Raw genomic sequence first — 20,474 nt, 5'->3', positions numbered from 1 at the left:
CTTTAAACGTTTGATTTGGGTTGTACCTTAAGTATAGCTGTTTCCATTATTTACGGCTGGCAATCATGGATTGGCCGGTCATTTCCGCAGGCTGCGGAAGTCCCATCAGATCAAGAATGGTTGGGGCTACATCGGCAAGAATGCCGGACTCACGCAGAACCACGTTCTCGCTGGTGACGATGAACGGAACCGGATTGGTCGTATGCGCCGTAAACGGACGGCCTTCCTCGTCGAATACCATATCGGCGTTGCCGTGGTCGGCAATGATGATCGCTACGCCGCCCTTGGCGACAACAGCGTCAACAACCTTGCCTACACACTCATCGGTCACTTCAACCGCCTTGATTGTAGGCTCCAGCATACCGGAATGGCCTACCATATCAGGATTGGCAAAGTTGAGGATGATGGCATCCTGTCTCTCAGCTTCGATTTCCGCTACGCAGGCCGCCGCCACTTCGTATGCGCTCATCTCAGGCTTGAGGTCATAGGTTGCCACTTTCGGCGAGTTGATCAGGATGCGGGTTTCACCCGGCAGCTCCTCATCGCGTCCGCCGCTGAAGAAGAAGGTAACATGCGGATACTTTTCGGTCTCCGCAATGCGCAGCTGCTTCTTGTTCTGCTGTACCAGCACTTCGCCCAGCGTATTGTCCAGGTTCTTCGGCGAATAAGCCACATACCCCTGAACAGTCTCACTGAAGGTGGTCAAGCATACAAAATGCAGATTCTGCGGGAACAACGGCCCACGGTCAAAACCGCGGAAGTCCGAGTTGGTGAACACCTGCGACAGCTGAATGGCACGGTCCGGACGGAAGTTGAGGAACACGACGGAATCGCCGCTTTCCACTTTCGTTACCGGGTTACCTTCATTGTCGACAATTACGCTTGGCTCAACAAATTCATCATACACTGAATTCTGGTAAGAAGCAGTAATGGCCTGCAGTGCGTCGGTATATTTCGGGCCTTCGCCGTAAACCATGGCGCGGTAAGCCTTCTCTACACGCTCCCAGCGTTTGTCGCGGTCCATCGCGTAGTAACGGCCGGATACGGTAGCGATAGTGCCTACGCCCACTTCTTCAATCTTCGCGATCAGCGCTTGGACAAACTTCTGTCCGCTGTCCGGAGGTACGTCCCGGCCGTCCATGAAGGCATGAATGAATACTTCAGGCATATCTTCTTTCTTGGCCAGATCCAGCATTGCGAACAGGTGATTGATGTGGCTGTGCACCCCGCCGTCAGAGACAAGCGCGTACAGGTGCAGCTTTTTACCGGTCGATTTGGCATTTCTCACCGCAGCGACGAGCGTTTCGTTATCAAAGAACTCTCCGTCGCGGATCGACTTGTCGATACGGGTCAGGTCCTGGTATACAATGCGGCCTGCACCGATATTCAGGTGACCTACTTCGGAGTTGCCCATTTGTCCTTCAGGCAGACCTACAGCTTCACCGCTCGCGGTAAGTGTAGTGTTCGGATATTGCTTCAGGTAACGGTCGTAGTTCGGTTTGTTGGCTTGGGCAACGGCGTTGCCTTCATCCGTGTTGCGCAGCCCGAATCCGTCCATGATGATCAGGGCTACCGGTCTTGGTGCTGCCATCTTACTTCGCCCCCTCAACGAGTGAAACGAAGGAAGCAGGCTGCAGGCTGGCACCGCCGACGAGCGCGCCGTCGATGTCGCTTTGACTCATATACTCCGTTACGTTCTCAGGCTTCACGCTGCCGCCGTACTGGATACGGACAGCATCCGCGGTTGCTTGATCGTACAGACCCTTAACCAGCGTACGGATGTAAGCAATAACCTCATTGGCATCCTGGGAAGTCGAGGACTTGCCAGTGCCGATGGCCCAAATAGGCTCATAAGCGATAACTACCTGTGCAGCCTGTTCAGCGCTCAGACCTGCAAAAGCAGCTTCGGTTTGCACCTTGCACACATCTTTGGTCTGATCAGCTTCGCGCTCTTCGAGCTTTTCGCCTACACAGACAATCGGTGTGATGCCGTGACGGAATGCCGCATGCATTTTCTTGTTGACGATTTCGTCAGTTTCCGCGAAGTACGCCCGGCGCTCGGAGTGTCCAATGATAACATACTCTACGCCCAGGTCCTTCAGCATTACACCGCTGATTTCGCCTGTGTATGCACCATTATCTTCAAAGTGCAGATTTTGTGCACCAATTTTGATTGTTGTGCCCTTCACAGCTGCTGTAAGTGCCGGCAGGTTTGTGAACGGTGCGCAAATTACGGTTTCCACGCCTTCTACTTCAGCCGCACCTTTAACTTCGGCGATGAAGCTTTCGGCTTCCGGTACGGTTTTGAACATCTTCCAGTTACCGGCGATAATTGGGGTTCTACTCATAGTCTTGCATTGCCTCCTTCTGGTCTTACTTGTCGTTCAGTGCCACTACGCCAGGAAGTGCTTTGCCTTCCATGAATTCGAGGGATGCGCCGCCGCCGGTGGAGATATGATCCATTTGGTCGGCCAGCTGGAATTTCTCTGCAGCAGCCGCGGAATCGCCGCCGCCGATAACAGTGTAACCTTCGGTCGTTGCGCAAGCCTGCGCTACTGCCTTGGTGCCTTCGGCAAAGATGTCGATTTCAAATACGCCCATTGGTCCATTCCAGACAACCAATTTGGAGTTTTTGATCACGTCGGCATACAGCTCACGAGTCTTAGGACCGATGTCCAGACCCTGCCAGTCTGCAGGAATTTCAGTTACGTCTACAATCTTGGTGTTGGCATCGGCACCGAACTTGTCGGCAACCACTACGTCAACAGGAAGCAGGAAGTTCTTGCCCAGCTCCTTGGCTTTCTCGATGAATCCGAGAGCAACGTCGAGCTTCTCGTTGTCCACTAGGGATTCGCCGATTTCATGGCCTTGAGCTTTGGTGAATGTATAGGAAAGGCCGCCGCCGATCAATACGTTGTCAGCCAAAGTGAGCAGGTTGTTGATGACGTCAATCTTGTCCTTAACCTTGGAACCGCCGATGATGGCAGTGAACGGACGCTCAGGGTTCGAAAGAGCTTTGCCCAGTACGGACAGTTCCTTCTCCATCAGGAGACCGGATACTGCCGGCAGATGGTGGGCAATGCCTTCTGTCGAAGCATGCGCACGATGAGCCGCGCCGAATGCATCGTTGACGAACAGATCAGCCAGCTCGGCGAATTGCTTCGCCAGCTCCGGATCGTTCTTCTCTTCCCCAGGGTAGAAGCGGACATTCTCCAGCACCAATACGTCGCCTTCGTTCAGTTCAGCGATCTGCGCTTTAACCGCTTCGCCGATGGCTTCATCAGCCTTGGCTACCGGCTTGCCGAGCAGCTCGGAGAGACGTTCAGCAGCACCTGTAAGACGCATGGAATCAACGAATTGACCCTTTGGACGTCCCATATGGCTGGCCAGGATGATTTTTGCGCCGTTCTCGATCAGGTACTTAATGGTTGGCAGGGTTTCACGGATACGGGTATCGTCGGTGATTTTACCGTCTTCTACCGGCACGTTGAAATCCACGCGCACGAATACGCGTTTGCCTTTAACTTCTACATCACGCACACTTTTTTTGTTCATGATTATATATCCTCCACACCCAAATTGGTTTCTTACGAATCCATTCAGAAAGAGCGGAAACAAGGAATTTCTGTTTCCGCTCTATAGATGCTGCTTATAGGCAATCGTTATTACTTAGCCAGTTTTGCGAAGTGTTCCAAAGTGCGAACCAGCTGTGCAGTGTAGGACATTTCGTTGTCGTACCAAGCAACAGTCTTAACCAGTTGTTTGTCGCCAACAGTCAGCACTTTAGTTTGAGTAGCATCGAACAGGGAACCGAAAGTGATACCCTTGATGTCGGAGGATACGATTTCGTCTTCAGTGTAGCCGTAAGTTTCCGGATCGGAAGCTTCCTTCATGGCTGCATTGATTTCTTCTGCAGTTACGCTCTTGTTCAGAACAGTAACCAGCTCAGTCAGGGAACCTGTTGGTACAGGCACACGTTGAGCAGCGCCGTCCAGCTTGCCTTTCAGCTCAGGGATAACCAGGCCGATGGCTTTAGCAGCACCTGTAGTGTTAGGGATGATGTTCTCAGCAGCGGCACGTGCGCGTCTGAAGTCGCCTTTGGCATGTGGAGCATCCAGTGTGTTCTGGTCGCCAGTGTAAGCGTGGATTGTAGTCATCAGGCCTTCTACGATACCGAACTTGTCGTTCAGAACTTTAGCCATAGGAGCCAGGCAGTTCGTTGTGCAAGATGCGCCGGAGATTACAGTTTCAGAACCGTCGAGAATGTCATGGTTGACATTGTATACAACAGTCTTCATGTCGCCTGTAGCTGGAGCAGAGATAACTACTTTCTTAGCTCCGCCTTTGAGGTGCTTCTCAGCTGCTTCTTTAGTTGTGAAGAAGCCTGTGCATTCCAGAACGATGTCAACGCCCAGGTCGCCCCATGGCAGTTCTTCAGGGTTGCGGTTAGCCAGAACTTTTACTTCCTTGCCGTTTACTTTGAAGAAGCCGTCATGAACTTCAACGTCTCCCTGGAATTTACCTTGAGTTGTATCATATTTAAGCAAATGAGCGAGCATCTTAGCGTCAGTCAGGTCATTGATGGCCACCACTTCGATACCTTCTACATTTTGAATACGACGGAATGCGAGGCGTCCAATACGACCAAAACCATTAATACCAACTTTTACACTCATTGAATAGTTCCTCCTAGATTTCGTTTTATTTATTCAAGACCGGCGGATTAGGCCCGTCAAGACAACATGTTAAGTATAATGCATAATATCAGCGATTGCTCCCCATAATCTGGGATCTATAGCACTTGCTGTAGCTGCTTGTCGATTTCTTTGCCGATTTCGACAGCGGCCGCCTCATCAATGACGAGAATGTCCTCCTGGCCGAAGCGCAGCATAGCGTGAATGGCCTTGGCCTTGCGCTTGCCGCCGGCTATGCCGATGACGACCTCGGTGCGGACAATATCTTCAAGCCGCAGACCCATCGTCAGCATCGTATGGACAACCTGGCCTTCTTCATTAAAATAATAACCGAACGATTCGGCCACCGCACCTTCACCCTGGATCTCGGCCACTGTAGTCTCATCCAGCCTGCGGCGCCTGGTCATCTCCAAGGCATCCCCGATGCCATGTACGATAATACGGGATTTGCGGATAATCTGGACAATCTCTCCGATGTTAACGTCCATCGCCAGCGACTGATAGGCATCTTCGCCGAGCAGATCCGGCACATGCAGCAGCCGGTAGTTGGCGCCAAGCCGTTTGGCCATGGTCGAAGCGATTGTGTTGGCCTGAATTTCCATGCTCTCTCCCAGTCCGCCGCGCGCCGGTACAAACCATGCGCTCTTATAGGACAAGGACAGCGGAGGCGTTAGCTGATCGGCTACTTCGGCCAGCGTTGTTCCTCCTGTCACGGCAACGGTATCGTTCCCGTGCAGCACTCCCAGCAGTGCCCTGGCGCCTGCGCGCCCCAATTCCCGCTTCGTAAACGGCGAAGTCTCGCAATCGCCGGGGACTACAATAACTTTGCTTAAACTATACGTGGTGCGGATCTTCTCTTCCAGATCATCCAGGCCAAACAGGCTCTTGGCGATCGGCTCCAGCAGGTCTAACAGCCTGCGCCCGGCATCGCTGATACGCATGCCGACACTTTCGATCTCAATAAGCCCTTGCGATTTCAGAAGATCCGTCTCGGCGCGCAGCACACGCTCGGTCATATCCAGCGATGCTGCCAGCGTCCTGCGCCCGATAATATCGGAGAGCATGATCTGATGTAGAATCGTGTACCGTCTCTTAAGGGTTTCCATGAGATCAGGCAGAAGCTGCTTTTGGATTTCCAATAAATTACGCATGCTTTCACTCCTGCAACTTCGTCTTTCTCTATTCCCTTGTTCGTGGTCTCAAAATGTCCCGGGTTAACTTTTTAAGTCCCACCCATATTCTACCCAAATCTCACGCGGAGTGCAAGTCTTCCGAGAGTATAATTCACCACCCGTTTTCATCTTATACATCCCCGTCACCCGGTACGGCTCAGCTTCAGTAAGCTTGTCCAAAGAAAAGAGACGAAGAATTTTATTTAACGGCTTAATTACAATGTTGCATTCCGATAAAAAGTATATTATAATAATTTCTGTTGCGCCCGTGGTCCAATGGATATGACGTAGGCCTCCGAAGCCTGAGATCCAAGTTCGATTCTTGGCGGGCGCGCCATTATTTACACATTTGTACATAATTTAGCAGCCGATAATTGTTATTAACCAAAGAGCCATGAGATGGCTCTTTTTTTTGAAACTAAGTTTGACTTTCTTTGACTTTTTGTTTGAATTTGTTTATCATGTGGTTAATACGGTAACAGTAAAAATGAACACATACGAAGAACCAATTCAAGGAGGTTTTCCACGTGAGTTATATTCCTATGGTAGTAGAACAAAGCAACCGCGGCGAGCGCGCTTATGACATCTATTCCCGCCTGCTGAAGGACCGCATCATTTTCCTTGGAACAGAGGTTAATGACGTGGTAGCCAATTCCATCATCGCACAAATGCTTTTCCTGGCCGCCGAGGACCCGGAGAAGGATATTCACTTGTACATCAACAGCCCCGGCGGTTCGATCACAGCCGGTATGGCGATCTTTGATACCATGCAATACATCAAGCCGGATGTATCGACCATCTGTGTCGGCATGGCCGCTTCGATGGGTGCATTCCTGCTGAATGCCGGCGCCAAGGGCAAGCGCTTCGCCCTGCCGAACAGCGAAATTATGATCCACCAGCCTCTGGGCGGCGCCCAAGGCCAGGCTACGGATATCGAAATCCGCGCCCGCCGCATCCTGAAGCTGCGCGACAAGCTGAACCGCATCCTCTCCGAGCGTACCGGCCAGCCGCTGGAACGCATTGAGAAGGACACAGACCGCGACTACTTCATGAGCGCAGCCGACGCCGCCGAATACGGTATCGTCGACAAGGTCATCGAGAAGACACTGCCCGCAGGCGTATAATCGGCAAGAACATCAACAGGCTGCCCAGACCATCATGGTCCAGGCAGCCTGTTTTTTGTTACACATCAGTGTCCCAGCCTTCCATACCCAAGTTCATTCAGCTTATTCGCAATGACCTGGTATCCCCGTCCATTGGGATGCAGATGGTCAATGAACAAGAGCGCCTGCTCATTGCCGGCAAACTCCCGATATACCGGGGCAAATCCGCATACCGGACTGCTGTAGCCTGCCACGTAACGGTTAAACGCCCGCACCCAGTCCGTGGCTTCATCCACTTGCGGGTAAGGATTGTATAGCCCTACGATACGGATAATGTAAGGCTTGCGCAGACCCGCCTTCAGTTGGGTAATCGTGCCCATGATATCTCCGTAATTCCGTTTACAATTTCTGAGCGCTTTCTGCAGAAGCGGGGATAACTCTCCGGGACGCCCTCCCGCCGCCTTGGCCGCCTTGATCAGGTCGTTGCCGCCTATGGAGATCGTGATCAGATCAGCATCCCGAATCGCCATTCGGTAATGATAATCGCTCTTTAGCCGCTGTTCGAGACCCTCTGTAGTCAGACCGTTTACACCCAGGTTAGTTAGGCTGACCTGGGCGCGCAGACGCCTTTCCGCCATCCTGCGGTACACGGGAACAAACCCGTTCCCCGGCAGCGCCCCGAACCCCGTCGTCAAAGAATCCCCGATTGCCGTATAGTGATATCCCATCATCCGTATCCTCCTCCCGTTAATAAGCCGCTCTATACTCCAGCTTATGAAGGACAGGGTGAACGCGTAACGGCAGGTATAACTGCGCCTCCCACGCAACAGGCCCGGATTCGTATGATTCCCATAAAAGAACAAGCCCTTCGCTCCCGGACAGGAGAAAAGGGCTTGCCGGTAATTAGATTATTCGGCTAGTTTATTTCAGCTTAGCAAACGGACTGCTTCCATCGGGCAGCAATTCCTTGAAAGTGAAATCAAATTCCGGGAAGCCCGATGCATAGGCCGTATATTCATAGACCTGGAAGAAGAGCACCGCCTTGCCATCTTTTAAGTAGAAATATTTCTCCGTGTTCAGTCCGGTAAAGCCGCCCAGATAGCCGCCCTCAGCCTTCAGCTGCTTGGAGAGCTTGGCGTTCAGCTCTTTCTTGTAGTTCGGGTTGGCTCCGAACAGATCGCCCAGCAGCAGGCGCTTGCCGTCCTTCAGGGAGAAGGTGTAAGCATCACGATAGCTCATGCCGTGCGCACCGCCCGTATAGCTGTATTGGTCAAGCACCAGGCTCAGCACACCATCCCGGTTATACGTAACGACGTAACCGCCGTCGAATTCGTAAGGCCGCTCGTCTTCGGCTTTGCGGGAGATTTGCTCTTTAGAAGCGTCAGCGAACTTCTGAACGCTTTGCTTGATCGTGGAATTAATGGTCTGCTGCGCTTCACTGCTTGCCAGTCCGCTGATCTGCGGATATTCAATCCGGATGGGCGCATCCTCACGATCATTGGCATACACCTCTGTAGTGACCGTAATCGCATTCTGTGCATGTTTCAGCACATTCAGACGGCCGGTTGCGAGACTGAGGTCGCTTTTATAGCCCAGAAAATCGCTGAGCAAATCAACCGGTACATACAAACGGTTATTCACCAACCGGGCGTTGTAGTCACCGAGAAAATAGTTATTCACATAGGTTGCTATTCCATACTCCACGATTTCGATCCGAACTTGATTATACCCTTTACCGATGGTGTAAGCATTCTCCGCCTTGTCGTAAGAGATGCCCATGCCCAGCGAGTCACGCAGGAATGTCACCGGAATCCAAACCTTGCCGTCCTGATACAGGCCTGTTTGCTTTGTGATCTTACCGTCCGCTTTCAGCACGATTGCCGGATTCACCGCTTTGGACTGAGCCGCAGCAGGCGTGGCAGTGGCAGCCGCAGCCCGCCCGATATCTCCCGGCAGGAATCCGCCCCCCAGCAGCAACCCCGCCGCTAATACTCCTGTACTCCATTTACGCATCTGTTCCTTCAGCATAATATTCATAATTTCGTCCCCTTCCACTGGCAGTTATGATGTTCAAGATGTGTCGTACCAATGCTTCCAGGGCGTTCGGCCCCGTCTCACTCTTTCCATTATAAAGAGAACTTAACCTGCGGTTGTTACAAAGCACTTTACAGTTTCTTAAGCGTTGGCGTATTTTGCAAAAAAGAATGTAACCTTTCTTTAAACAATATGAGAGATTTCACGCATACTCCTGATAAAAGAAAGAAGCGCAGCCCCGGCCATACCGGCCAGATTCTGCGCTTCCTCTACAAAATTCAATCCTATTTCAGCTCATAGGTTACGCTGAGCCGGGTGGTTACTTTCACTTCGCCCGCTTCTACCGAAGTAGCCCCGTTTGCATCCGCAGAAGACTTGCTCATAGCTGCCGTCTCCAGATAAGTCACCGGATTGTTGCCGTCATCATTCTGAATGACAGTGACAACCTGGCCCAGACTGCGCTTGGCCGATTTGGCAATCGCCGCTGCTTTGACATCCGCGTTGGCCATGGCCTTCTCAATCACCTGTGCTTCAAAAGCGGACGGATCTTCAATCGCGAACCGGGCATTGCCGATATTGTTGGCGCCAGCGGTGGATACGGCATCCAGCAGCGATCCAACCTTGGCAAGGTCACGGTAAGTTACCTCCAGAGTATGCTGGGCGATGTAGCCCTTGACCTGCTGTCCGTCTTTCTCGGAGTAGCTGTAGTTCGGCTGCACATAGAATTGGGTGCTTTTGATATCCTTGTCGGCCAGTCCCCAGGTGCCCTTCAGCAGTGCGGTAATCTTGGAGATCTTCGCCCCGGTGTTCTTTTGGGCTTCTTCCGCCGTAGCCGCCGATGTGCTGACTCCGATGGACAGATAAACCACATCCGGCTTGATCGACAACTCGCCTTTACCTACCACGCTTACAATGTTCTTCTGCACCTCTTCAGCGGCATAAGCCTTCTCCGGTCCCTTGAACCCTCCGTTCAACGCCATTCCTCCTACTAACAAGCTGCTTGCAAGCAGTACAGCACCGATAGTTTTACCCCATTTGTTCATGACTAGTGTCCCCTTTCAACTTTCATAATTGGTTTTGGTATCCTTTAGACGAAGCAGCATGGATAATGTTGCATGTCAGATTGCGTTGAGAAAATAATATTTTTAGAGCAGGCAGAAACAAAAAAAAGCCCCGCAGGGCCTTCATACGAAACTCGATAACTTATATCTACTTGATGCACCAGTGTCCTTATATTCCTGGAAGAAACGGCCGCCTCCCGGAAGGAGGACAGCCATGTTCTCCTTATACACAAAGTTAAGGCTTACATTTACTGGTTCTCCAGCTCTTCCTTGCTGACAAGACTGGTCAAAGCGGTTACAGCCTGATCGGCATCAGCGCCGTCCGCACTGATATAAATCTCCGTGCCGGAGCTGATCGCGAGGCTCATAATGCCCATGATGCTTTTGGCGTTCACTTTTTTATCGTCTTTTTCCACGAAGATTTCCGATGAAAACTTGTTGGCTTCCTGCACGAAGAGCGCTGCCGGCCGAGCATGGAGCCCCGTCTTCAAACGTACAACTACCGGGTGCTTTGTCATGAAACGCTTACCCCCTATTTGAGATCTGCCCAAAAATTTCACATTAATTTTATAATATTATATCATTATAACTTCTTCCACACTAGAAAAAAAATAATTCAACCGTTCCGGACCTTCTCAGCCAGCTCATCGATTTTGCGCAGGCGGTGATTCACACCTGATTTGCTGACATTGCCTTTCAGCATCTCGCCGACTTCCTTCAGATTAATCTCCGGATGGGCCAGGCGGATTTCCGCCACTTCGCGCAGCTTATCCGGCAGATTCTCCAGTCCCATCTCGCGCTGCAGCAGCTTGATATTCTCAATCTGCCGCACGGCAGCGCCGATCGTCTTATTCAGGTTTGCCGTTTCACAATTCACGATGCGGTTGACGGAGTTGCGCATGTCGCGCATAATCCGCACATCCTCGAACTTGAACAGAGCCTGGTGGGCACCGATCAGACTGAGGAACTCGATTATTTTCTCGCCTTCCTTGATGTATAGGATGAATCCTTTTTTGCGCTCTATGCAGCGGGCATTCAGGTGAAATTCCCCAGCCAGCTCAACCAGCGCCTTGCAGTGCTCCTCATACATCGAAGCGATCTCCAGGTGGTACGAAGAGCCCTCCGGATTGTTGACCGAGCCCCCGGCCATGAACGCACCGCGCAGATATGCGCGCTTGCAGCAGTTCTTGGCGACAATCTCGTTGTCGATGCCATCCGTGAAGATGAACCCTTCCGAGACGATCCGCAAATCCTTCAGGATTTCCTGCACGGAAGTAGGAATCCGGACGATATAAACGTTATTTTTCTTCAAACGCATTTTTTTACGCACGAGCAGCTCGATATGGACCTGGTAATATTTCTTAAGCAAAGAATATACCCGTCTTGCAATCGCGGCATTTTCCGTCGAGATGTCGAGAACCACCTTTTTGCTCGAAAGCTGTACCGACCCGTTCATCCGGATCAATGCGGACATCTCCGCTTTCTCGCAGCAAGGCTGGCTCTCCACCATCGTCAGCTCTTTTTTGGTCAGGGCCGCAAAAGACAAGGGGCTCACCTCTTTCATGTCAATTCAGTATCGTTATCTGGAAGTCCAGTTCTCCACCAGCTGATAAATATGATGGCTCAGCTTATTGGTATCATGCCTCAAATAGGTCTTGAACAATACCAGCTTGTCGGCAATAACCTTATACCTGCCATCCAGGGCTTCCCGGTCAAGCTGTACCGGACGCGCGCCCTTCTCGGCGTATTTAATCTGTACCTGCTCCGGAATGTCCCCGTCATTGACGATGACATAATCGAATAGATTCAGGCCAATATGGTCGTACACTGCCTGTAAATGGTCGCTGACCGTATAATCGTCCGTCTCTCCGGGCTGGGTCATGACATTGCAGACAAAAATCTTGATTGCCTTGGAAGCCACCACGGCCTCCGCCAGCTTTGGCACAAGCAGGTTCGGCAGGATGCTGGTATACAGGCTGCCCGGTCCGAGCAGAATGGCATCTGCCTGTGCAATGGCCTCAAGCGCCTCCGGCAGCGGTTCCACATCCGGCGGGTCCAGGAAGACCCGCTTGATCTTGCCGCCGGCTTCGGGAATCTTCGATTCCCCGGTGATGATCGTTCCGTCCGCCATCTCCGCATGAAGGACCACTGCTTCCCCTGCCGCCGGCAGCACCCGCCCGCGGACGGCGAACAGACGGCTGAGCTCACGGACGGCTGTAACGAAGTCTCCGGAAATATCTGTAAGCGCAGCCAGAATCAAATTGCCGAGACTGTGGCCGGCCAGCCCCTCCCCGGCACTGAAGCGGTATTTCATAATTTGCGCCATCAGCGGCTCCACATCGGCCATCGCCGTCAGCACGTTGCGGATGTCGCCGGGAGGCGGCATCTGCAGTTCGCTGCGCAGGATGCCGGAGCTGCCGCCGTCATCGGCCACGGTGACGATGGCCGTAATATCGAGCGGCTTCTCTTTGAGGCCGCGCAGCATGACAGATAACCCGGTGCCGCCGCCCATGACAACAATGCGCGGATGCCCAATCTGTTCCTTAGCCACTAATGATCCCTTCTCTCCTAATGCCGATCACGCTCGGAATCCCGATGGCTGACCGATACGGATTCCGTTTCGCTGACCCCGAGCATCCTGCCCAAGTATTCCGCAATCGCTACAGAGCGGTGTTTCCCGCCGGTGCAGCCGATTCCGATAATAATCTGGGCCTTGCCCTCCTTGCGGTACTGGGGGATCAGGAATTGCAGCATATCCAGCAGCTTGGTCAGGAAGGCTTGCGTCTCAGGCCATTTCATTACATAGTCGTATACATCGCTGTCTTGGCCTGTCTTCGGGCGCAGCTGGTCCACATAATGCGGATTGGGCAGAAAACGGACATCAAATACAAGGTCGGCGTCAATCGGAATGCCATACTTGAAGCCAAATGAAGTGATGTTGACGGAGAGTGTGTTCTTGCCGAGCTGGGAGAACCGCGAGACGATTTTGTCCTTCAGCTGCGCCGGCTTCATATTGCTGGTATCCAGACACAGGGTGGCCGAGTTCTTCAGGTCCTCCAGCATCTGACGCTCCAGGCGGATACCGTCGAGCGGCATGCCCTTCGGAGCAAGCGGATGATGTCGCCGGCTCTCTTTGTACCGCTGGACAAGCACCGAGTCGGTAGCGTCCAGGAAGAGGATCTCGCAGCCGATGCTGGACTCGGTCTTGATATAGGCCAGCGATTCGGACAAAGCCGTAAAGAACTCTCTTCCTCTAAGGTCGATGACCAGGGCCACTTTGGCGATTTTGCCCTTGGACTGCTCAATCAGTTCGGCAAATTTCGGAATGAGAACGGGCGGCAAATTGTCGACGCAGAAAAAGCCAAGATCCTCAAGGCTTTGTACGGCGATGGTCTTGCCGGCACCGGACATCCCCGTAATTATAATCAGGGTGGCTCCGCCGGGCGCTATTTGCTCGATTTCGGTCATGATCGCGTCCCTCCCCACAGGTTAATATATGAATAATTCCCGTCGATTAAGAACGCAGCAGGAGACCTGCGGCACCAATAATACCGGCATCATTGCCCAGCTCTGCAGGCACGATGGTTACACCCTTCTGAAGCGGTTCAGGCGCCAGCTTGGCGAATACGCGGCGCACTTCATCGAACAGAATATCGCCTGCTTTGGAAACGCCGCCGCCGACAATGAACACTTCAGGGTTCAGTACGGCAGCTACCGCAGCCATCGATTTGCCCAGATAGAAGGCAGCGCGGTTGACGATGCGCAGTGCCACTTCGTCTCCGGCCTTGGCGGCGTCGAATACTTCCTTGGCCGCAATCTTCTCCACGAGCGAGAGCGAAGTGCGGTCGCCGCGTGCCACAGCATCATTGGCCATACGGATGATGCCGGTTGCCGAGGAGACGGTTTCCAGGCAGCCCATGTTGCCGCAGCCGCATTGAATGGCTTCCAGATCAGGCACAACGGAAATATGGCCCAGCTCACCGGCCAGACCGGCAAATCCTTGATAGACCTTGCCGTTAATGATGATACCGCCGCCTACGCCGGTTCCCAGCGTATAGCAGACGCAGTTCTCCACTCCACGTCCTGCGCCGCTCCAAGCCTCACCCAGAGCAGCCACGTTCGCGTCGTTATCTATTTTGACTGGCTTGCTTAACCGGGTCTCCAGAATGGAGCGCATCGGCACATCTCTAAATCCTATGTTAGGCGCAAGAATGATGATGCCTTCACGAATATTGGTGAATCCGGCCAAACCGGCCCCAACGCCGGCAAGCTGCTCCCAGGAATACGGGGAGTCCTCCACAATCTGGCGCACATACTTCTCGATGTTATCGATTACAGCATCGACGCCGTCGGCGGTTCCCGTAGGTCCTTCGTAAGTATGCAGCAATTTGCCTTCGGCATTGCAGATCCCCACCTTAATCGTGGTTCCGCCTAAATCCACGCCAACGTAGATGTTCTCAGACATGTAACAAGCCACCTTTTTCTATGCTAAAATAGTTAATCCTACGTACCCACTATAATAGAAGCCTCCCCTCCGGTCAAGGAAAGGCGACACACCCGGGTGGATGAAATTTTTGACGATTCCCGGCCACAAGAAAACGGCTTCCCTGCAGTGCGGCAAGGAAACCGTTAATAACCGTCTGAGCTTGTAGCCTACTCCGACAATATGCGTTTTTGCCCTTCCAGCGCGCGGATCGGTGCGATGTTCTGGGTAAACTCCAGCGTGCCCATGTACTTCCCGTTCTCATCGCGGACGGCGAAATAGCGGATGTAAATAAATTTGTCCCGGATATTGATCCAGAAATCCTCGGCATCCTTGCGTCCGGATTTGAAATCCTCCAGCAGCTTCTCGACTACATGCACGCTTTGCGGCGGATGGCAGTTCTGCACCGTGCGGCCGATGACCGCCTTGGTCCGGGCGAAGATCCGTTCCTTCCCGTGCGAGAAGTAGCGTACGACATCATTCTCGTCAATGAACGTCAGATCGACAGGCAGATGGTTAAGCACCGTTTCCAGCTGCTGCAGAGACAGGATTCCCGTCTCGAAACGGATGAAGCCTTGGGCCGGAGCGGCCCCTTCCTCACCGGCTTCAGCGGTTTCAGCAGCACCTTGCGGCTCAGGAGCGCGTTCCGGAATCCATTCCTGCTCCGGGGCCGTCAGGCAGAACCCGATTTCATCGCTCTCGCGGGCGATTTTCACCCATTCGTCCTCGGTCAGCTTCTCGAGCGCCATCGGCAGCAGAATATTCTCTTCCTTAAAGATCATTTCATTGACTTCCCGGATGATGTCCTTCAGCATTCCATCAATTTCTGCAGCATTGCCCTGGTAATCAGTGAGCGCTGCCTTAGCCGCCTTAATCATGGCCCGGATGCCGTCGTCGACCCCCCACATTACTTTGGTCGGACCATAGATTCCGTACTTCTCCAGATAGGGGAACAGCAGATTCTCTTTGCGGCTGTAATGCTTGTCGAGATCAAGCAGCAGGCTGAGATCCTCCAGCAGCTTGAAGATGTTGTCCGCGCTGTCCTGCTTCAAGAATTTGCCCGTATGAAGCTCCAGACGGAAATTGACCAGCCGTTCGATCTCGCGGTTCTCCAGCTTGAAGGTGTGCACCGGATGTCCCGGCTGCTCCTCCGGCTGATTGGAACGGTGAATCTGCTCTATCGAGCCTTTGAAGATCGCCGTATGCACCGAGCAGAGGCGCTGTACTTCGGCAACGGGTATGCCTTCCTCCATCATCAGCGAGTTCTCCATCGCCGAGATTTCGGCTACGGTTACATCGCCTACGGCTTCTTCAAAACGCGCTTTAACCTCTTCGACACTTTTTCCGGCATGCAATTCCTTGATGATCTCTTTCAGCATGTTCTGGCGGCGGGTCTGCTCCGGCACATCCATTTCGCGGTTATTAATCAGTTCGCTCATTTCAATCTCTCCTTTATGGTTTGTTTTTGCGCAGCTCCTGCACGTTCCTTCTATTCGACAATCGTAAAGCCCTGGCGTTCAAAAGCTTGCCGTACGGTCTCCGGATCGATTTTCTTCAATTTCATTCCCTTGCTCAGGTTCATAAAGCGTCCCGCCGTCTGCAGCATTCCCGGCTTGGCGATATCGTGGAATCCCAGCTCCACCATAATTCCGGTGATTTCGGGATGACGCGTTACCAAATCATATATAGACTCATCCAGTCTAAGCACCTTACCCATGCTCATCTTCTCCTTGTGCGCGGGTGCTGGCCGTTATCCACCGGCTTTGCACGCCACTGAGAATTCTTCTCAACATCAGATTAGCATAGCGGAAAGAGGCCTATTGTGATTGCAATCACTAAGTTGAAAATAACCTCATCTGCTCCCATGAAGTTCGGCAGATACAGGTGCTTCGCAGGAACCCCGGAGACACAAAAAAAAGCAGGCCCCCGGATATTCTCCGAAAGCCTGCTTCTGTTTGCCTTTTATTTATCGAGCGTCTCGCTCCAGTCGTGCACCATACTGCCCTCCAGATACTTCTCGGCGTCCATAGCGGCCATACAGCCGCTTCCCGCTGCCGAGATCGCCTGGCGGTAACGGGTGTCCTGCACGTCGCCGCAGGCAAATACGCCCGGTATGTTGGTCTCCGTCGTTCCCGAATTCACCACAATGTACCCGTTCGCATCCGTCGTAATCTGCCCGCCGAGGAAAGCCGTGTTCGGCGTATGGCCGATCGCCACGAATACACCGTCCGCTTCCACCAGCTCTTCTGTTCCGGTCTCGTTGTTGCGGACCTTCAGCCCCTTCACCCCGGTCTCAGTTACCGCTACTTCCAGCGGCGTCCGGTTAAGGGCCCAGGAGATTTTGCTGTTCTCCCGCGCGCGGTCCTGCATGATCTTGGAGGCGCGCAGCTCATCGCGGCGGTGGACCAGCGTCACATCGGAAGCGAAGCGGGTGAGGAAGCTGGCTTCCTCCATGGCTGAATCGCCGCCGCCGATGACAATAATCTTTTTGCCGCGGAAAAAGAATCCGTCGCAGGTGGCGCAGGTACTGACACCCCGGCCCACATTCTCCTTCTCGCCGGGAATGCCCAGGTATCTGGCCGAAGCCCCCGTGGAGATGATGACGGTCTCCGCTTCCAGCTCAACGTTACCTTCCAGCTTAAGGCGAAACGGCCGTGCAGAGAAGTCTACCGACTCCACCCAGCCATTGCGGAATTCGGCACCGAAGCGGGTTGCTTGCTTGCGCATATTCTCCATCAATTCAGGACCAAGAATGCCTTCAGGAAAGCCGGGAAAGTTCTCCACTTCCGTAGTGGTGGTCAGCTGTCCGCCCGGCTGCAATCCTTCAATGACGAGCGGGTTCAGATTCGCACGTGCCAAATAAATCGCAGCTGTCAGGCCGGCCGGGCCTGTTCCGATTACAATCGCTTTGTACAATGTACTCGACCTCCTCAAGGTTATCATTATGTCTTGGTTACTAATTAGATTATATCTTCTCCGTAGAAGACGGGAAAATACCTAAACTGGGCAAGTCGTCAAAGGTCTCGCATACCTCGTCGATTCTCCGGGCATACCGGCTTACCATGGAGACCGTGACCGCATAACGCTGGGCAATCTCGCGGTAGGTGACCGGGCGGCCGCACAGCTTGGCGACCATATACTCCAGAGCCGCCGACCAGCCATGTGTATGGCGCAAAGGAGGGACATCCGGACCCAGACGGTCCACGAAACGCCGCCACAGCAGCTCCGCAGCCTGCTTCTGATGGGGATCGAAGCGCCGGTCCATCATCGCCGTCGTCTGGTCAATGATCCGCTGCCACTCTTCTCTCCACTCCTGTGCTCTCTGTGGGGCCAGTGCCGGGCGTTCCTGCTCATCGCCGACCATGTCTTCGCCTGCATGGCCACCGATCAGGCGCTGCAGGCTAAGCAGCACTGACTCCTGCAGCCCTTCTTCCAGAGAAGGCTCCTGCTCCATCCATTCGCGCAGCATCTCGGCCGACTCGCTGCCGCCGATCTGGCCGAGCACTGCGGTGACCTGCCGCTGCGTATCGGCGTCGCCATAACGCAGCGCCCAGAAGAACGAGGCCCGCAGCAGCGGGTTGCTCTGCACTTCCCGGGCCAGCAGGTCGGGGCTGTCCGTCCACAGCTTCAGCTGCTCCTGGAAGGGCAGCTGATAGTTGTAGCTGACCGGAAGCATCGGCTGCCCGGCCTGGACGGACGCCTGCAGCTGGGCCAGGAAGAAGCCCGGCACCGGCGAAGCCGGATCAAGCCTCGCGGCCTGCCGCCAGCAGTGAAGCGCCTCGTCGTAGAGGCCGCTGTTGCTCGCAGCCGCCGCGCAGTAATGGTAGAGGCTGGCGTCGCCGCCGGCTTCTACCTCTTTGAGCAGACGGCGGAAATGGCTGTAGGCGATCCGGTGTCTGCCGAGAATCCCCATCGTGGTCGCCATTTTGAACACATGCTCCTGATGGAACGGCACCGTGGTCTCCAGCATGGAGACGAGCGGTGCAAGCTGTTCCTTGTCTCCGGCATACTGCAGAAGGATTGCCGTATTGCACAGGGCATGCAGATTGCCCGGGTCAAGCTCCAGCACCTCGGACAGGCACTCCCGGGATTTGGCGAACTGCCCCATATAGAAATAGGCAAGTGCCAGATTGTTGCGGGCAGCCAGGAAATCCGGTGACGTCTCCAGGATCTCTTCCAGCAGCTTGACGGCCTGCGGGAATTTCCCCTCCTCCAGCAGGCGGCGGGCCCGTTCGTGCTCTACTACGCCTTCGCGGCTGCGGATGCGCACCAGCGGTGCCGGCCGGTCCAGCTCATACTGCAGCAGCTCCATCAATTCCTCGGACTCGGTAAGATATTCGCCGTTTGCGTCTTCCTCCAGATAGGTGACCAGCGACTGCTCAGCCGCTTCAAAGTTATCCATATTGGCAAAATTATTCGCCATATAGAAGTGACACTCGGTCATACCGGGCTCGACGTTCTCCAGCACATGCAGCAGAATTTCATTGGACGCCTCATAATCGCCCATCTCTGATAATATACCCGCCAAATTACAATGATTCACCGGATTATCCGGTTCATATTCCACAGCTTTGCGGAAATTTCGTAATGCCTTATCATATTGAAAGCGGTCCATTGACCGTACAGCTCTTTCAAAGAAAAAATTGGCATCCAGAGTGAGCGGAACCACGTTGCCGTTGTCCGCATCCTGCTCTGATGTTCTCTCTATCATGGAAGCAAGGCACCTCCCCTTTACAGCTTCCCCATTCCAAGCAAAATAGGAGACGGCACAGCACTTCATGCCCGCTCCCACCCTACAATTGCTGGTCTTCTTCAGTTATGGCATCAAGCGCCTTCACCCAGTATACCACATGTCTGTAGAAGATTCTCAAGCATTAGAGGAAGCCGCCGTTAGGAAAATGCTACATAACATGTCCGTTTGTAACAGCGGGATTTCTGTGCACAAAAAAAGCGGGAATCAGATTCCCGCATCTCTAACCAGCTTATCGATGGACCCGCCTTCAAGAATTATCCGTGTCGCCTCAGCCAGCATCGGAGCGACGGACAGGACCTTGAAGCGGCTGGAGTGTTCCTCCGGCAGCGCAATCGTATCGGTAATGACCACTTCATCAATGCTCGGATGGTCCATACGCTCCAGGGCATCGCCCGAGAATAAGCCGTGGGTGGCGCAGACAATGCTGTTATGCGCTCCGCGTTCTTTGAGGCCCTCGACCACATTGACAATCGTCGTCCCGGTATCAATGAGATCCTCAATAATGACCGGTGTCCGGCCTTCCACATCGCCGATGACATGCGTAATGACCGATTCATTGTGGGCCGGCCGCTTCTTGATCATGATCGCGAACGGTGAATCCAGCCGGCTGGCCAGCTTCTCGGCCATGGAGGCGCGTCCCGCATCCGGTGAGACGACGACGGGATTCTCGATTTGTTTGCGCTTTAAATATCCGCTGATCAGGTCCAGGGCCGTCAAATGATCGACCGGAATATTGAAGAAGCCCTGGATCGCCGCAGCATGCAGGTCAACTGTAATAACGCGGGTCGCTCCGGCCGTGGTCAGCACATCTGCCACCATCTTGGCCGAGATCGGCTCGCGGGGAGCCGATTTGCGCTCCTGGCGGGCATATCCATAGTAAGGCACAATTATATTCACCGTTCTTGCCGAAGCCCGCTTGGCTGCATCAATCATTACCAGCAGCTCCACAAACAGTTCATTGATCGGATGAGCGAGGGATTGCACCAAGAATACGTCGCAGTTCCGGATACTTTCTTCATAATGCACATAAATTTCACCGCTCTTGAAGCGGGTGAGTTTGATTTGGCCCAGCGGGGCACCTATCCGCTGTGCTACTGCGGCAGCCAGCTCGGGATTTGAAGAACCGGAAAATATACGTAATTGTTGATGATGCATAATGCCCTCCTGCGATCCT

Annotated in this window: 19 protein-coding genes and 1 tRNA gene; 2 read left to right on the top strand and 18 right to left on the bottom strand. The window is 53.5% G+C overall.

Annotated features, from left to right (window positions below):
• Positions 1 to 46 precede the first annotated feature (46 nt).
• From gpmI to F1379_RS17980, 5 genes are all read right to left on the bottom strand, one after another.
• On the bottom strand, positions 47 to 1,591 hold the full coding sequence (gene gpmI / locus F1379_RS18000) for a 2,3-bisphosphoglycerate-independent phosphoglycerate mutase (protein WP_150272336.1): 1,545 nt from the start codon (positions 1,589 to 1,591) through the stop codon (positions 47 to 49).
• Position 1,592: 1 nt separating this feature from the next.
• Complete coding sequence (gene tpiA, locus F1379_RS17995; protein ID WP_150272334.1) at positions 1,593 to 2,348, bottom strand: triose-phosphate isomerase; 756 nt, start codon at positions 2,346 to 2,348, stop codon at positions 1,593 to 1,595.
• Between the two features lie 25 nt (positions 2,349 to 2,373).
• Positions 2,374 to 3,555 (bottom strand): phosphoglycerate kinase, encoded by a 1,182-nt coding sequence (locus F1379_RS17990; protein WP_150272332.1) that lies wholly within the window; start codon positions 3,553 to 3,555, stop codon positions 2,374 to 2,376.
• Positions 3,556 to 3,665: 110 nt separating this feature from the next.
• Entirely contained in the window at positions 3,666 to 4,676 is a 1,011-nt protein-coding gene (gap, locus tag F1379_RS17985; protein ID WP_150272330.1) for a type I glyceraldehyde-3-phosphate dehydrogenase, read from the bottom strand.
• Between the two features lie 116 nt (positions 4,677 to 4,792).
• On the bottom strand, positions 4,793 to 5,845 hold the full coding sequence (locus F1379_RS17980; RefSeq protein WP_150272328.1) for a sugar-binding transcriptional regulator: 1,053 nt from the start codon (positions 5,843 to 5,845) through the stop codon (positions 4,793 to 4,795).
• Between the two features lie 283 nt (positions 5,846 to 6,128).
• Between F1379_RS17980 and F1379_RS17975 the strand changes: the two genes are divergently transcribed.
• Positions 6,129 to 6,203, top strand: a tRNA-Arg gene (locus tag F1379_RS17975).
• Between the two features lie 190 nt (positions 6,204 to 6,393).
• On the top strand, positions 6,394 to 6,990 hold the full coding sequence (gene clpP / locus F1379_RS17970; RefSeq protein ID WP_150272326.1) for an ATP-dependent Clp endopeptidase proteolytic subunit ClpP: 597 nt from the start codon (positions 6,394 to 6,396) through the stop codon (positions 6,988 to 6,990).
• Positions 6,991 to 7,055: 65 nt separating this feature from the next.
• Here clpP and F1379_RS17965 read toward each other — a convergent pair whose 3' ends face one another.
• From F1379_RS17965 to F1379_RS17905, 13 genes are all read right to left on the bottom strand, one after another.
• Positions 7,056 to 7,700, bottom strand: a complete 645-nt coding sequence (locus F1379_RS17965; protein ID WP_150272324.1) for a GDSL-type esterase/lipase family protein — start codon at positions 7,698 to 7,700, stop codon at positions 7,056 to 7,058.
• A 190-nt stretch (positions 7,701 to 7,890) separates the two neighbouring features.
• Entirely contained in the window at positions 7,891 to 9,006 is a 1,116-nt protein-coding gene (locus F1379_RS17960) for a PdaC/SigV domain-containing protein (protein WP_150272322.1), read from the bottom strand.
• 281 nt (positions 9,007 to 9,287) lie between these two features.
• Positions 9,288 to 10,046, bottom strand: a complete 759-nt coding sequence (locus F1379_RS17955; protein ID WP_150272320.1) for an SIMPL domain-containing protein — start codon at positions 10,044 to 10,046, stop codon at positions 9,288 to 9,290.
• A 266-nt stretch (positions 10,047 to 10,312) separates the two neighbouring features.
• Positions 10,313 to 10,582, bottom strand: coding sequence for an HPr family phosphocarrier protein (locus F1379_RS17950; protein ID WP_019914358.1), 270 nt, complete (start codon positions 10,580 to 10,582; stop codon positions 10,313 to 10,315).
• 98 nt (positions 10,583 to 10,680) lie between these two features.
• Positions 10,681 to 11,610 (bottom strand): DNA-binding protein WhiA, encoded by a 930-nt coding sequence (whiA, locus tag F1379_RS17945; RefSeq protein WP_150272318.1) that lies wholly within the window; start codon positions 11,608 to 11,610, stop codon positions 10,681 to 10,683.
• A gap of 33 nt (positions 11,611 to 11,643) precedes the next feature.
• Positions 11,644 to 12,576, bottom strand: a complete 933-nt coding sequence (locus F1379_RS17940; RefSeq protein ID WP_150272569.1) for a gluconeogenesis factor YvcK family protein — start codon at positions 12,574 to 12,576, stop codon at positions 11,644 to 11,646.
• Between the two features lie 56 nt (positions 12,577 to 12,632).
• Positions 12,633 to 13,532 carry an RNase adapter RapZ gene (rapZ, locus tag F1379_RS17935; RefSeq protein WP_150272316.1) on the bottom strand — a complete coding sequence of 300 codons (900 nt, stop codon included), beginning with the start codon at positions 13,530 to 13,532 and terminating at the stop codon, positions 12,633 to 12,635.
• 46 nt (positions 13,533 to 13,578) lie between these two features.
• The gene (locus F1379_RS17930; RefSeq protein ID WP_150272314.1) at positions 13,579 to 14,529 is read right to left on the bottom strand and encodes an ROK family glucokinase; all 951 of its coding nucleotides are present in this window, start codon (positions 14,527 to 14,529) and stop codon (positions 13,579 to 13,581) included.
• 188 nt (positions 14,530 to 14,717) lie between these two features.
• Complete coding sequence (locus F1379_RS17925; RefSeq protein WP_150272312.1) at positions 14,718 to 15,986, bottom strand: DUF438 domain-containing protein; 1,269 nt, start codon at positions 15,984 to 15,986, stop codon at positions 14,718 to 14,720.
• Between the two features lie 50 nt (positions 15,987 to 16,036).
• Positions 16,037 to 16,264 (bottom strand): DUF1858 domain-containing protein, encoded by a 228-nt coding sequence (locus F1379_RS17920; RefSeq protein WP_150272310.1) that lies wholly within the window; start codon positions 16,262 to 16,264, stop codon positions 16,037 to 16,039.
• 245 nt (positions 16,265 to 16,509) lie between these two features.
• Positions 16,510 to 17,463 carry a thioredoxin-disulfide reductase gene (gene trxB, locus F1379_RS17915; protein WP_150272307.1) on the bottom strand — a complete coding sequence of 318 codons (954 nt, stop codon included), beginning with the start codon at positions 17,461 to 17,463 and terminating at the stop codon, positions 16,510 to 16,512.
• 49 nt (positions 17,464 to 17,512) lie between these two features.
• A complete protein-coding gene (locus tag F1379_RS17910) occupies positions 17,513 to 19,258 on the bottom strand; it encodes a tetratricopeptide repeat protein (RefSeq protein ID WP_150272305.1) in 1,746 nt (581 codons plus the stop codon).
• A gap of 246 nt (positions 19,259 to 19,504) precedes the next feature.
• Positions 19,505 to 20,455 (bottom strand): ribose-phosphate diphosphokinase, encoded by a 951-nt coding sequence (locus F1379_RS17905; protein WP_150272303.1) that lies wholly within the window; start codon positions 20,453 to 20,455, stop codon positions 19,505 to 19,507.
• Positions 20,456 to 20,474 lie beyond the last annotated feature (19 nt).

Origin of the sequence: Paenibacillus tepidiphilus (assembly GCF_008635795.1) — a bacterium.
GTDB classification, from domain to species: domain Bacteria; phylum Bacillota; class Bacilli; order Paenibacillales; family Paenibacillaceae; genus Paenibacillus_AQ; species Paenibacillus_AQ tepidiphilus.
Note: the sequence above shows the minus strand (reverse complement) of the source record. Positions and strands in the feature narration are given on the sequence as shown.

Excerpts from the sequence above, each read along its gene's own strand:
- F1379_RS17950 (WP_019914358.1), bottom strand. The coding sequence starts at position 10,582 with ATGACAAAGCACCCGGTAGTTGTACGTTTGAAGACGGGGCTCCATGCT.
- F1379_RS17980 (WP_150272328.1), bottom strand. The coding sequence starts at position 5,845 with ATGCGTAATTTATTGGAAATCCAAAAGCAGCTTCTGCCTGATCTCATG.
- gpmI (WP_150272336.1), bottom strand. The coding sequence starts at position 1,591 with ATGGCAGCACCAAGACCGGTAGCCCTGATCATCATGGACGGATTCGGG.
- F1379_RS17925 (WP_150272312.1), bottom strand. The coding sequence starts at position 15,986 with ATGAGCGAACTGATTAATAACCGCGAAATGGATGTGCCGGAGCAGACC.
- tpiA (WP_150272334.1), bottom strand. The coding sequence starts at position 2,348 with ATGAGTAGAACCCCAATTATCGCCGGTAACTGGAAGATGTTCAAAACC.
- F1379_RS17910 (WP_150272305.1), bottom strand. The coding sequence starts at position 19,258 with ATGATAGAGAGAACATCAGAGCAGGATGCGGACAACGGCAACGTGGTT.
- F1379_RS17965 (WP_150272324.1), bottom strand. The coding sequence starts at position 7,700 with ATGATGGGATATCACTATACGGCAATCGGGGATTCTTTGACGACGGGG.
- F1379_RS17960 (WP_150272322.1), bottom strand. The coding sequence starts at position 9,006 with ATGAATATTATGCTGAAGGAACAGATGCGTAAATGGAGTACAGGAGTA.
- rapZ (WP_150272316.1), bottom strand. The coding sequence starts at position 13,532 with ATGACCGAAATCGAGCAAATAGCGCCCGGCGGAGCCACCCTGATTATA.
- F1379_RS17990 (WP_150272332.1), bottom strand. The coding sequence starts at position 3,555 with ATGAACAAAAAAAGTGTGCGTGATGTAGAAGTTAAAGGCAAACGCGTA.
- F1379_RS17930 (WP_150272314.1), bottom strand. The coding sequence starts at position 14,529 with ATGTCTGAGAACATCTACGTTGGCGTGGATTTAGGCGGAACCACGATT.
- F1379_RS17940 (WP_150272569.1), bottom strand. The coding sequence starts at position 12,576 with ATGGGCGGCGGCACCGGGTTATCTGTCATGCTGCGCGGCCTCAAAGAG.
- F1379_RS17905 (WP_150272303.1), bottom strand. The coding sequence starts at position 20,455 with ATGCATCATCAACAATTACGTATATTTTCCGGTTCTTCAAATCCCGAG.
- gap (WP_150272330.1), bottom strand. The coding sequence starts at position 4,676 with ATGAGTGTAAAAGTTGGTATTAATGGTTTTGGTCGTATTGGACGCCTC.
- F1379_RS17955 (WP_150272320.1), bottom strand. The coding sequence starts at position 10,046 with ATGAACAAATGGGGTAAAACTATCGGTGCTGTACTGCTTGCAAGCAGC.
- F1379_RS17920 (WP_150272310.1), bottom strand. The coding sequence starts at position 16,264 with ATGGGTAAGGTGCTTAGACTGGATGAGTCTATATATGATTTGGTAACG.